Annotated in this window: 11 protein-coding genes; 8 read left to right on the forward strand and 3 right to left on the reverse strand. The window is 36.5% G+C overall.

Annotation, left to right across the window (positions count from 1 at the left end; genetic code table 11):
- Positions 1–14: 14 nt before the first annotated feature.
- Positions 15–233: a ferredoxin gene (locus IGJ32_RS04710; RefSeq protein ID WP_010719573.1), complete on the reverse strand. Its 219-nt coding sequence runs from the start codon at positions 231–233 to the stop codon at positions 15–17.
- Between the two features lie 30 nt (positions 234–263).
- Between IGJ32_RS04710 and IGJ32_RS04715 the strand changes: the two genes are divergently transcribed.
- From IGJ32_RS04715 to rpsA, 5 genes are all read left to right on the forward strand, one after another.
- Positions 264–1,292 carry a helix-turn-helix domain-containing protein gene (locus tag IGJ32_RS04715; RefSeq protein ID WP_342081934.1) on the forward strand — a complete coding sequence of 343 codons (1,029 nt, stop codon included), beginning with the start codon at positions 264–266 and terminating at the stop codon, positions 1,290–1,292.
- Complete coding sequence (locus tag IGJ32_RS04720) at positions 1,276–2,667, forward strand: RecQ family ATP-dependent DNA helicase (RefSeq protein WP_342081935.1); 1,392 nt, start codon at positions 1,276–1,278, stop codon at positions 2,665–2,667. Before IGJ32_RS04715 ends, IGJ32_RS04720 begins: the two co-directional genes overlap by 17 nt.
- Positions 2,668–2,751: 84 nt before the next feature.
- On the forward strand, positions 2,752–3,378 hold the full coding sequence (locus IGJ32_RS04725; protein WP_010719570.1) for an SAG1386/EF1546 family surface-associated protein: 627 nt from the start codon (positions 2,752–2,754) through the stop codon (positions 3,376–3,378).
- Between the two features lie 46 nt (positions 3,379–3,424).
- Complete coding sequence (gene cmk, locus IGJ32_RS04730) at positions 3,425–4,102, forward strand: (d)CMP kinase (protein WP_010719569.1); 678 nt, start codon at positions 3,425–3,427, stop codon at positions 4,100–4,102.
- 124 nt (positions 4,103–4,226) lie between these two features.
- Positions 4,227–5,459, forward strand: a complete 1,233-nt coding sequence (rpsA, locus tag IGJ32_RS04735; RefSeq protein WP_010719568.1) for a 30S ribosomal protein S1 — start codon at positions 4,227–4,229, stop codon at positions 5,457–5,459.
- Positions 5,460–5,770: 311 nt separating this feature from the next.
- Here rpsA and IGJ32_RS04740 read toward each other — a convergent pair whose 3' ends face one another.
- A complete protein-coding gene (locus IGJ32_RS04740; RefSeq protein ID WP_010737353.1) occupies positions 5,771–6,643 on the reverse strand; it encodes an ROK family protein in 873 nt (290 codons plus the stop codon).
- Between the two features lie 224 nt (positions 6,644–6,867).
- A complete protein-coding gene (locus tag IGJ32_RS04745; protein WP_081128711.1) occupies positions 6,868–8,811 on the reverse strand; it encodes a sucrose-specific PTS transporter subunit IIBC in 1,944 nt (647 codons plus the stop codon).
- A 184-nt stretch (positions 8,812–8,995) separates the two neighbouring features.
- Here IGJ32_RS04745 and IGJ32_RS04750 point away from each other — a divergent pair, with 184 nt between their 5' ends.
- The 3 genes from IGJ32_RS04750 (at position 8,996) to der (ending at position 13,525) form a co-directional block, all read left to right on the forward strand.
- Positions 8,996–10,435, forward strand: coding sequence for a sucrose-6-phosphate hydrolase (locus IGJ32_RS04750; RefSeq protein WP_342081936.1), 1,440 nt, complete (start codon positions 8,996–8,998; stop codon positions 10,433–10,435).
- Position 10,436: 1 nt separating this feature from the next.
- On the forward strand, positions 10,437–11,399 hold the full coding sequence (locus tag IGJ32_RS04755) for a LacI family DNA-binding transcriptional regulator (protein WP_010719564.1): 963 nt from the start codon (positions 10,437–10,439) through the stop codon (positions 11,397–11,399).
- Between the two features lie 815 nt (positions 11,400–12,214).
- Positions 12,215–13,525, forward strand: coding sequence for a ribosome biogenesis GTPase Der (der, locus tag IGJ32_RS04760; protein WP_010719563.1), 1,311 nt, complete (start codon positions 12,215–12,217; stop codon positions 13,523–13,525).
- Positions 13,526–13,633 lie beyond the last annotated feature (108 nt).

Genomic DNA, 13,633 nt, shown 5'->3' on the forward strand with positions numbered 1-13,633 from the left:
TGGTTAACTAGTTTTCATGATTTCTCTAATAAAATAGCTCTTACTGGACATTTTTGATAAGCTTTTCTGACGGCTTCCTCGTCAGTTTGAGAAACAAATTGCTGATGAGCTTCTGGTTCTTGCGCAAATAAAACGATTCCTTCTTCATCATAATCAAAGATATCTGGGGCTTCAATTTGACAAAGACCACAAGCGATACAGCGCTCAGGTACTAATTTACATAGTAATGACATTTTGACCATCCTATTCTTAAGGGGAGTAATATGACTTCATTTATTTTAGCTTTATTTTCAACAAGAAACAAGTTAAGGATCAGCTCCTTATACCAAGTTATCACAGGAAAACGAACGAGTTCGGTATTGATTTATAGTTTTTTAAACCATTTATTATTTATACATGGTAGTTTTCCTAAAATGAATCAAGAAGAATTTACACGTATCATTGACCAATTAGTTGACCAAAAGTTCCTTATTCAGCTAGAAGATGGCGTGATGATCACTCATTTAGGTGAAAAAACTTTAGCAGAAAAAAAGATTGATCTAGAAGGGCTCCATTATGATCGTTATGGCAGAACCGCTGAGAATTGTTGGCGGTTGATCAAGTTTGCTGTTCAAGTTGTCTCTCATCTGGTAAATAATAAAAAGGAATACTTACCGATTGAAACTAGTCCGTATTATACTATCCAAGTAAAAAAATGGTTAGCTGACACACAACTAGATCGACAAACCCTAGCAAAAAAATTAAGCCAAGAACTGAGTGAAATCTTTTCAACGATGACATCTGAATCGGCTAACTTTCTGGCCAATCAATTTTCAGGTATCAAGTCACCTGGTCTATTAACTTATCAATTAACAGAAATAACCAATGAAGTGCAACGTGAATTGTATGAAGCAAAGCAAGTACACCTGCTGCTAAAAACAATCGAAGAAAAAAAAGATTCGTTGCTTTTTCAATTGGTTTCACCACTACTTATGCAAAACTTCAATCAAAGTATGTTAACGACGAGAAAACTGATTTTATCTGGATGCTCAATTGATGAAGTAATGAAGATACGTCATTTAAAAAGAGGAACAGTAACCGATCATTTGATCGAATGGCAACTTTATTTAACTGATTTTCCTTATCAAAAAATGATCACCGAGCAGACATTTAAGCGACTAAGTCAACTATCGAACATCAAAGAATGGAATTATCGAGAATTAAATGAAGTCGCACCACTAGACTATGGAGAGTTTCGTTTTTATCAAATTGGTGTATTGAAAGGGGAACTGAAGAATGTCGCTGAAGGATGAACTACAAAAACGTTTTGGATTTACTTCGTTTCGTTCAGGACAAGAAGAAATCATCCAGTCTTTATTGAATGACCAAGATGTCCTCGCAGTGTTACCGACAGGAAATGGAAAAAGTCTATGCTACCAACTGACCGGTTATCTGCGTGAAGGAATGGTTATCATTGTTTCACCTTTGCTTTCATTGATGGAGGATCAGGTGATGCAACTACAGAAACAAGGAGAAAAGCGAGTTGTTGCTTTCAATAGTTTACTATCTAGAACGGAACGATATTATGTGTTAAATCATTTGTCCAATTATAAATTTTTATTTTTAAGTCCAGAAATGTTGACGCAAAAAGATGTGATAGAACAATTACAAAAACAAAAAATTGGGTTATATGTGATCGATGAGGCGCATTGCGTTTCTCAGTGGGGGGTAGATTTCCGTCCGGAATACCAACAACTAGGAGAAATTGCTCAGAAATTAGGCTCTCCAGTAACGCTTGCCTTGACAGCAACCGCTACTGCAGCCGTGCAACATGATATTGAAACTGTTCTGTTTAAAAAATTGCCAGTTCGCATTATCCATTCGGTTAATCGACAAAATATTGCTTTATATGTCAAAAAAACCACTCAAAAAGAAGTTGACCTAGAGCTCTTGATGAAACAAGCCAAAGGATCGATGATCATTTATTGTGCGACTAAGAAAGAGGTAGAGCGTTTGTATCAGCTATTTCGCTCACGTTTTACTATCGGCTATTATCATGGTGGGTTAGAGGCATCACAAAGACGACAGTTGCAACAACAATTTAGTCAAAATAAACTTCAATTTTTGATTGCGACGAATGCTTTTGGTATGGGCATCGATAAGCCAGATATCCGTTATGTTGTCCATTACGATTTACCAGATAGTTTAGAAAATTATGTTCAAGAAATCGGGCGTGCGGGAAGAGACCAACAGGCGAGTGAAGCGATTCTTTTATACAAAGAAAATGACGAACGCATTCATTATTTTTTTAATCAACTTTCTAGAGAACAACGACAAAGTTTTGAAATTTATCTGCAGTATCATAGCAATGAACAAGAACAATTCGATGAGATTCAACAAAAATGGTTAGAAATAATTGCACAAACGAGCAATCCGCAAGAGTGGTTAAATCGGCTAAAACGTCAAGAAAAAGAAAAGGAATATCGACTACAACAAATGCTTCATTATGTCAATGCAAAGACTTGTCGAAGAGCGCTGATTCTTGAATACTTTGGGGAGAAACTGATAAAAAAACCAGAAAAATGTTGTGATATTGATGGAGCGGTCCTTACGAGTCAGGAAAATAGAGAAGTCAGCCCATCTGTAGAGCTAAAACAGTGGCAAGATATTTTACTAAATTTATTTTAAAAAAACATTGGATAGAAAATTTATAAGACAATCGCGTTCTGGCTATGGTATAATATTCACGATAGAAATTAGGAGGTTAATAAGGTGAGCAGAAAAGATAGACATCATTCATCAGAAAATAATGAAACACAAGAGCCATGGGAACAACCGATTTATGACACTGAAGACGAAGTTTCTTCAAGAAGTTCTCAACGACAACAAAAGAAAGGCAACACGCTGTTTTTGTCTCTCTTCTTAGTATTATTAGTATTGTGTATTGCAATTCCAGCGGGAGCTTACTTCTGGATTAGAAATGGGTCTTCCAATGCTTCAAGTGCATCATCAACTACAACAACGTCTTCTGTAGTGGAAAGTACGACCTCATCAGAAGTATCATCAACAAAAGAATCAAGTACGGAGCCTGAAAGCACTACTCAGACAGAATCAGTAGTAGCAAGTACACCACAAAGTACTACTGTACCAGAGGAAACAACGCCTTCGACAACGTCTACTTACCAACAAGAAACACAACCAACTAGCACGGTAGAAGAAGCGACAACACCATCCTCTTCGGCTGCTGCAGATGGATCAACAGTGACTGTTCAACCAGGTGACGGACCTAAACAAGTAGCTGAACGTGCCGGGATCACTATTGATCAATTATTTGCATTAAATGGTTTAGATCCAAATAATTATATGATTTATCCTGGACAACAATTAAAAGTTAAATAATCTTAGCCGCGATCTGCGGCTTTTTTTTTGAAAAGGGAGTTATAGCATGACACAAATCAGTATTGCAATAGATGGACCTGCTTCGTCAGGTAAAAGTACTGTTGCAAAAATTTTGGCAAAAGAATACAACTATATTTATACCGATACAGGCGCCATGTATCGTGCCATTACGTATCTAGCGATAAAACATCAAGTACCTTTTGGAGATGAAGAGCAACTCGTAAAGCTGATCCAAGCCTATCCAATCTCTTTTATCCAAGAGACAGACGGTCAACACGTTTTGGTGGCAGACCAAGATGTAACTACAGAAATTCGTCAGCCAGATGTGACCAAGGCAGTTTCTGAAGTTTCTGCTCATCAAAAAGTACGTGAAGCACTGGTTTCGATCCAACGTAAAATTGGTGAACATGGTGGGGTTGTAATGGACGGCCGAGATATTGGTACTTCTGTTTTACCTCAGGCAGAAGTGAAAATATTTTTAGTAGCAAGTGTAACAGAACGGGCACAAAGACGCTATAAAGAAAATATTGAAAAAGGGATACCAACAGAGTTGGAAACTCTTACGAAGGAAATCCAAGAGAGAGATCATTATGATTCTACAAGAAAAGTATCCCCTTTAAGACAAGCGGATGATGCCATTCGAATCGACACTACTGGAAAATCGATTACGGAAGTTGTCCAATCCATCAAAAAAGTGGTCACAGAAAAAGGCTATCTTTTGTAAAAAGGGAAAAACTCAGGATTTTTAGGGTAAACCAAACGAAATCGCTTTATTTTTTTTAAATAATCAATTAAACTAAAATTAGTACCGTTGTTACGGCAGAATGTTGGTTAGGAGGACAAATGTTATGACAGAATTTGAACAAAATCAAACAGAAAACAGTCAATCAATGGAAGATGCAATGAATAGCGTCCAAGAAGTAAACGTTGGAGACGTTGTATCCGGCGAAGTTTTAGTAATCGAAGATAAACAAGTTGTGGTAGGAATCGAAGGTGCCGGAGTTGAAGGCGTCGTTCCTGCTAAAGAATTGTCTACTTCACCTGTTGAAGATATCAACGAGGTAGTAAAAGTAGGAGATACTCTAGAACTTGTAGTTATCAGTACTATCGGAAAAGATAAAGAAAACGGTAGCTATTTGCTTTCAAAACGCCGTTTGGATGCCAAAAAAGTTTGGGAAGATATCGAAAAAGATTTCCAAGCAGGTAATATCATCGAAGCACCTGTGACGAATGTCGTAAAAGGCGGCTTAGTCGTTGATGTAGGTGTTCGTGGTTTTGTACCAGCTTCAATGGTGGAAGATCATTTTGTTGCTGATTTTTCAGAATACAAAGGTCAAACATTGGCGTTCAAGATCGTTGAGATCGAACCTTCAGAAAACCGTTTAATTCTTTCACACAAAGCAGTTGTGGAAACGGAAAAAGAAGAAAAGAAAAAAGAAATTCTAGCCAATATTCACGAGGGAGACGTTATCGACGGACGAGTAGCTCGTATTACTGATTTTGGTGCTTTCGTTGATTTAGGTGGAATTGATGGATTGGTCCATGTTTCTGAGATCTCACATAGCCATGTGGCGAAGCCTAGTGATGCTTTAGCAGTTGGGGATGAAGTAAAAGTAAAAGTTCTTTCGATTAATCCTGAACAAGAACGTGTTTCTCTTTCAATTAAAGACACGTTGCCTGGGCCTTGGACTGATATTGAAGAAAAAGCCACTGTTGGTTCAGTTTTAGATGGAAAAGTGAAACGTTTGACAAGCTTTGGTGCATTTGTAGAAGTATTCCCAGGGGTAGAAGGTCTGGTTCATATTTCTCAAATCTCTCACAAGCACATCGCTACACCTCATGAAGTACTTCATGAAGGGGATGAAGTGCAAGTAAAAGTTTTAGAAGTACATCCTGAAGAACATCGTATTGCCCTTAGCATCAAGGCTTTAGAAGAAAAACCAGCATCGGAAGAAGAACCAAAAGATGTTGAAACCTATGAATTACCAGAAGAAAATACTGGTTTCACAATGGGTGATCTTTTAGGTGATGCTTTGAAAGAAGAAGTCGAAGAAACGACTACTGATGATTCAGAGAAATAAAATTTTTGAGTGTTCATTTTAAAAAGACTGAAATGAGACAAAAAGATCAATCAATGTTTACAACATTGATTGATCTTTTTCTGTTATTATCATTAGAACTAGTTAAACTCACAAATCGAGTGAAAGATAAAACCAACTGCTGTGAGAAGGGTTAAGGAATACCTAATAAAGTACATCGTTTAGACCATACCCAATGGCTGTGCAAATGCCATATTGTATTCACAATTGGAGATATTAGATAGATGATTTGCTTAAACTATTTATCAGAGCTGGAGATTTCTGTCAAACTACTATCAAAACTCTATCATTGTTTAATTAGAAGCTATTTTTTGGGCTAGCCCTAAACAACCGATAATTCCAGCTTGATCTCCTAATTTTGGAAAAACAATATATTCTTCTATTTTCGGATGAGCAACATAATTCTGATTAAGTTTTGAAAATTCACGATGAATTTTCTCTTGTAAGTGTACTTGTTTCATTACACCGCCACCTAGAATGATAATATCCGGTGAAAACATCATTGTAGTATTATGAATGCATTGGGCAATGTAAAAAGCTTCCATGTCCCAAAAAGGATGATCTTCCTTTAAATCTTGACCTTTAATTCCTATTCTCTTTTCGATAGCAGGTCCTGCTGCCATACCTTCTAAACAATTTTGATGATAAGGGCAGTTACCCTTAAAGTGATCGTCAGGGTGATTACGTACAATCATATGCCCCATTTCCGGATGACTGAATCCCTCGATAAATCTTCCATTTTGCAGTGCACCACCACCTATACCTGTGCCAACTGTATAATAAACAACTAATGAATGGCCTTGACCATGTCCAGCTATATATTCTCCATAAGCTGCAGCATTGACATCAGTTGTCCAATAAAAAGGAATTTTCTCAAAATTTCTTTTTAGATAACCAATAAAATCAAAATTTCTCCACGGTATTTTAGGTGTTGAGGTTATATATCCATATGTTTTCGATTCAGGATGGATATCAATAGGTCCGAAAGAACCAACAGCAATGCTGGACAATTCTGTTTCATATTTTTTGAAAAAAGAAACAACTTGTGGCATTGTTTCTCCTGGATTCAAAGTTTCAAAACTCACTCTCTCAATAACCTCTAATTGTGCATTACCAACTGCACAGACAAATTTTGTTCCTCCTGCTTCAATTGCACCGTATAGCATAAAACATTTCTCCTTATAGTTAAAGATGATTTCATGGGCAGTTATGCATTTAACCAATTTATTGTTCAGATTTTTAAAGAATTTAACTCGTTTATTTGTTATTTTCTTTTGAAAAATCGCTATTATTCCAGTTAATACATACATCAGATCGCGCATTGCCCTTTAAATTATCCGTTTATTGATGTTTTGGTTAGAAAGAATAATCAGTACTATTGACTATTCCATTATTCAACTTCAAGTAAATCAGTAGTAGCGGTAACTGTTCCTTTAATAAGTGGTGTCACTTTTGAATAATCTGCGGTATTTGTCACAATAACCATTGTTGTATCATCAAGTCCTGCTTCTTTAATTAGCGTACGATCAAACGTTCCAAGGATATCTCCTTTTTTTACTTTTTGATTAGCAGTAACTTTTTGTATAAATCCTTTACCGCCCATCGATACGGTGTCAATACCAATATGAATCAGTATTTCAGCGCCATCATTCGATTTAAGACCGTAAGCATGTCCAGTCTCAAATGTAACTTGAATAGTACCATCTACTGGAGAATAAACAGTGTCCCCAGTTGGTTTAATCGCAATACCTTTTCCCATAGTCTCTGAAGAAAATACTGGATCATTTACTGAATCAAGTCCAATCACTTCACCTGCAAGGGGACTAACGATTGTTTCTGAAGAATGATTTGTTTTAGTAGGTTCTCCAGAAGTAACTGTGGATTGTTGGGTGTTTTCTGAATGATTCGTCACTGTTTGATCCGTAAGAGCTTCTGCTGCAAAGATGCCTGAAGCTTTTGTTTTTCCATAAAAGTAAGTAATTGCAAAAGCAATCGCAAAGCTAATTAATTCACATAGTAAATAAAATGGGATAGAGGTTGCATTAATTGAAAGAAATCCAAGAAAACCTGCTGAACCAAGTGATACAGCAACTACTTTCAGTAGCCCTGCTACTGCAGCGGCAACTCCCGAACCAATTAAAGCACAGAAAAATGGGAAACGATATTTTAAATTGACACCAAACAGAGCTGGTTCAGTAATTCCAAGAAGAGCTGATACCCCTGCAGAGGAAGCAAGACTTTTTGTTTTAGCATTTTTAGTCAAGAACCAGATAGCAAATGTTGCAGCACCTTGGGCAACGTTCGCCATAGAAGCAACTACAAATATAAAGTCTCCATGTCCAATACCATTAGTCCATGCTGAAAGTAACTGCGTTTCAATTGCAGGAAATGATTGATGAAGACCTGTCATAACGATTAACGAGTAAGTTCCACCAAAAATACCCATTCCAATAAATCCGGTTGCATTATATAGCCAAACGATCGCATCTGTAATCCCGTTAGAAAGCAATAACATGACAGGGCCGATGACTGTGAAGGTTAGAAATCCGGTAATGATTACAGATAATAAGGGGGTAAATGTAAAGTCAACGGATGATGGAAGTTTTTTGTGAAAAAACTTTTCCAGTATTGATAATAGCCAAACAGCTGCTAACACAGGAATGACTTGATAAGCATAGTTAGTTTGTGAGACATGATAACCAAAAATATTCCAATATTCCATAGAACCACCAAGTTGTGGTGTTGTCATAATCATTCCAATTGCAGCACCAAGGAACTGATTGGCTCCAAAACGTTTAGCAGCGGAAATACCAACTAGAATAGGCAAAAACATAAATGGTGCAGCGGACATCAGTTGGATCATTGAGGAAATACCTTCAATCGCAGGATACATTTCTTCAATTGATTTTGGTCCAAAAAGTCCAGCAGCTGTTAAAAAGTTTTGTAATGCCATTAATAAACCACCTGCAACAAGGGCAGGTATAATTGGAACAAAAATATCTGATAATAATTTAATTAATGCCATAATGGGGTTGAATTTTTTATCTTTACTAGCAATTTGTTTTAAATCATCTGTTGAAATTTCTGAAAGTCCAGTTTTTTTGATAAGTTCGTCATAAACGAAATTAACATCACCTGCACCGATAATCACTTGATATTGCCCATCAATTTTAAATGTGCCTTTCACATCTGGATTTTCGTCTAAAGCTTTTTGATTCACTTTCGTGTCATCTTTTAGTACGAGACGAAGACGTGTAGCGCAGTGTGCAGCTGCAATAAGGTTATCTTTTCCGACCGCTTGTATTACGTCGGAAGCTACTTTACTGTAATTCATTCGAATCACTCCTTTTTTATTTTTACGTGAAAACGGTTCACTGAAATGCAAATTTATTTTAGCATATCTTAAAAATATGTCAAACGTTTGTCATATAATTTATTTTTTTAAATGAAATGATTGATTTTTCAACGGAAAACGTTTACCATACTAGTTGTAAAAAGATAAATTGAAGGAGTAAAATATGAACTTACCTCGAGAAATACGATATCGTGCTTATTCTGATTGGACTAAAGATGAGATGGATAAAGTTAAGGATAATGTAAAACGATCACCTTGGCGTGCTAGCTATCATATCGAACCTAAAACAGGATTGTTAAACGATCCTAATGGTTTTTCTTTTTTTAACGGAAAATATACGCTTTTTTATCAAAATTGGCCATTTGGAGCTGCTCATGGTTTGAAAGAATGGGTGCACACTGAATCAGATGACTTAGTTCATTTTCATTTAACAGGAGCAGAACTTCTTCCAGACACAAAACGAGATAGCCACGGCGCTTATTCCGGTTCTGCATATGAAATAGAGGGGAATCTATTCTTACTCTATACAGGGAACGTTCGAAATGAAAATTGGGAACGTGATACACTTCAAATCGGAGCATGGATGGATAAAGACTACAACATTACGAAAGGTGAGAATGTTCTTATTCATCCACCTGCTGATGTAACTGATCATTTTCGTGATCCACAAATGTTTAATTATGAAGGACAATTGTATGCGATTGTTGGAGCACAAAATTTAGAAAAATCAGGCTTTATCAAACTTTACAAAGCGACTGACAATAACGTGGAAACATGGGAAGAAGTTGGCAACCTTGATTTTGGCGGCACTGGTTCAGAATACATGATTGAGTGTCCAAACCTGGTATTTGTAGACAAAAAACCTGTTCTTATTTATTGTCCTCAAGGGTTGGATAAATCTGAGCTTAATTATGGAAATATCTACCCAAATACTTTTAAGATCTGTCAATCGCTTGACATAGAAAAAGTAAAACTTGTGGGCACTTCAGAAATTCAAAATCTTGATTATGGATTTGAAGCGTATGCGACTCAAGGATTCAATACTCCTGATGGTCGTGCTCTGATTGTCAGTTGGATTGGACTACCTGATATCGATTATCCAACTGATAAGTATGATTATCAGGGAGCAATGAGTCTTGTAAAAGAACTTTCAATAAAAGATGGTAAACTTTACCAATATCCAGTAGAAGCTATTACATCATTACGTGCTAGTTCTGAACAATTTACAGCAAAAGCAGAAACAAATAATACTTATGAGCTTGAACTAACTTTTCCTCCAAATCAGAAATCGGAGTTACTTCTTTTCTCTGATAGTAAAGGAAATGGACTTAGCTTGATTGTAGATACCAAAGAAGGAAAAATTATTTTAGATCGCAGTAAAGCAGGCATTCAATATGCCACTGACTTTGGTACGATTCGTGAATGCTCAATTGATACTAAAGAAACAATTGCTAACATTTTTGTAGATAATTCAATCATTGAGATTTTTATTAATAAAGGAGAAAAAGTATTTACTAGTCGCGTATTCCCTGAGAAACACCAAAATGGTATTCAACTTAAATCAGGTGAACCGACTGGAAAATACTTTGAATTAAAATATTAATATGGTAGCAAAATTATCTGATGTCGCTGAACTAGCTGGAGTTAGCCCAACTACCGTTTCACGTGTCATTAACAATAAGGGATATCTATCGGAAAAAACAAAACAAAAAGTTCATGAAGCTATGAAAACTCTTGGTTACAAACCTAATAATCTAGCACGTGGACTTCAAGGAAAGTCACCCCAACTTATTGGGCTTATTTTTCCTAATATCAGTAATATCTTTTACTCTGAACTGATTGAGTATCTGGAAATCGAATTATTCAAACATGGCTATAAAACAATTATTTGCAATAGTCAGAACGATCCTGCTAAAGAGCGGGAATATATTGAAATGCTTGAAGCGAATCAAGTTGATGGGATTATCTCATCTAGTCATAATCTTGGAATTGCTGATTATGAGCGTGTGGGAGCACCTATTGTCGCTTTTGATAGAAACTTAGCTCCCAATGTTTCCATTGTTTCTTCAGACAACTTTGAAGGTGGAAAACTGGCTGCTAAAACGTTACAAAAAAATGGTTGTCAAAATAGTATTATGATTACAGGAAATGACAATACGGATTCTCCAACAGGGTTACGTGCGCTTGGTTTTTCTTTTCAAAATCCAAATGGCAAAGTTTTCAAAATTCCTAATAATCTCTCTACGATTCGTCGAGAAATGGAAATCAAGTCGACGATCCTAAGTCACAAACCAGATGGTATTTTTGTTTCTGATGATCTAACAGCCATTCTTACTATGAAAATTGCTCATCAGCTTAAACTTAATATCCCAGAAGATCTAAAAATTATTGGCTATGATGGAACATCTTTTGTTGAGAAATTTTTCCCACAATTGACCACAATCAGACAACCAATTGATGAAATCGCAAGTCTGATTGTTGATGTTCTTCTGAAAAAAATAAAGAATGAAAAGACAAGCAAGGATTACATTTTGCCAATCTCATTACTTCCTGGAGGGAGCATTTAACGTCAAATTCTTTTCTTGATGTTTATCACATTCGTTCAAAAAAATTTGGAGCTGATCGCTTCTTTCACGACCTTATCCACATGGTTCAAGAAGTTGCTTTAACAAAAAATTGCTGAAGAATACCAAAAATAGGAGGAACTATTTTTGGATTCTTCGGCTTATTTCTCATAGCTAGATATGGCATAAACTTTCCGGTTGTAGATTAATGAAATATGCATGTCCAGTTTTACAGGCTATTTAAAAGAAAAAGGACGTTAATAATTTCTGGTAAACATGAAAATAATAATTTGAGTTTGAAAATCAACATTTTTGGGCATCAGGCTATATTGTAGGCACAGTGGGACTAATGAAGTGACCATAAGAAAACACAGGCTAGAATAAGGAATTAGGATATTGCGCTAGATAAACTGAGAGTTTGAGAATATGAAGATCGTTGAAAGAATGAGAGTGAAGAAAAGAGCTTTCACATATCATGAAACAATAAAAAGAGTAGAAAATGAAAACGAGAGAAACAAATTATGCTATAATCAAATGTCACTGATCGATTTTAAGTTCAGTAGTGTGTGAATATTTAGGCTAACGCTCATCTAGCGGTTCTGAATATGGTTTTTAGGGTTATTTGAACAATGTAGTTCTTTAACCAAAGAAACAAGAATAAAAGATGGTTTCCTAGGGTTCAATATTCACTTTGATGTTTTATGAAAAAAAGTTGTCCAATGAATAAATACTTGCGTAATTTTAGCGAACAATGCTTGAAAGTTCGCAAAGCTTTCGTTACACTAAGTAAGATTGGAAACTTGTGAGGAGGAAAAAATATGGCAAATCCAACAATTGCAATCGTTGGCCGCCCGAACGTCGGTAAGTCTACGATTTTTAACCGCATCGCTGGCGAGCGTATCTCGATTGTCGAAGATACTCCAGGAGTAACTCGCGATCGTATTTATGCTAAAGGCGAATGGTTAGGTCGAGAATTCAGTGTGATCGATACAGGTGGGATTGATTTAGGTGACGAACCATTCATGGATCAAATCAAGCATCAAGCAGAAATCGCGATTGAAGAAGCAGATGTCATCATCTGTGTTGTCAGCGGACGTGAAGGAGTCACCGATGCAGATGAAGTAGTAGCAAAAATTTTATACCGCAGTAATAAACCTGTGATTTTAGCAGTTAACAAAGTGGATAATCCCGAAATGCGAAACGATATTTACGAATTTTATTCATTAGGATTGGGTGATCCATATCCAGTGTCAGGGAGTCACGGTTTAGGGATCGGCGACGTATTAGATGAAGCAATTAAACACTTTTCAAATGATGGGGAAGAAGAAGAGGATGATACGATCAAATTTAGTTTGATCGGCCGCCCAAATGTTGGGAAATCTTCATTGATTAATGCGATTCTAGGAGAAGAACGAGTGATCGTTTCGGATATAGAAGGAACGACTAGAGATGCTATCGATACTCACTTTGTATCTGATAACGGACAGAAATTTTTAATGATCGATACTGCAGGAATGCGTAAGCGTGGAAAAGTATATGAAAATACCGAAAAATACAGTGTGATGCGTGCGATGCGTGCTATTGACCGTTCCGACATCGTTTTGATGGTTTTGAATGCTGAAGAAGGAATCCGTGAGCAAGACAAACGGGTAGCTGGATACGCTCATGAAGCTGGACGTGGTGTGATCATCGTGGTAAACAAATGGGATCTTGTCAAAAAAGAAACCAATACGATGCGTGATTTTGAGCAAGAAATTCGTGAAGAATTTCGTTATTTAGATTACGCGCCAATCGTCTTCGTATCAGCAGTCACAAAACAACGTTTAGAACGTTTACCTGAAATGATCGAAGAAGTAAGCATGAATCAAAACTTGCGTGTGCCGTCTGCTGTCTTGAATGATATCATCATGGATGCAGTAGCGATCAACCCGACTCCAACAGATAAAGGGAAGCGTTTGAAGATTTTCTATGCTACGCAAGTGGCTGTAAAACCACCAACCTTCGTCGTTTTTGTTAACGAAGAAGAGTTGATGCATTTTTCTTATGAACGTTTCTTAGAAAATCAAATTCGTAAAGCATTTACTTTCGAAGGAACTTCGATCCGAATCATTCCAAGAAGACGAAAATAGGCATTTTACCACATCGGAAGATTTTTTTCAAAAAAAATAGGTGGTTTTGTTTATTACGTTTTTATGACTAAAAAAAGCACGTGAAAAATGGTAAAAACCTTGCTATTA

Source organism: Enterococcus sp. DIV1639a (genome assembly GCF_050530445.1).
Classification (GTDB): Bacteria; Bacillota; Bacilli; order Lactobacillales; family Enterococcaceae; genus Enterococcus_B; species Enterococcus_B hirae.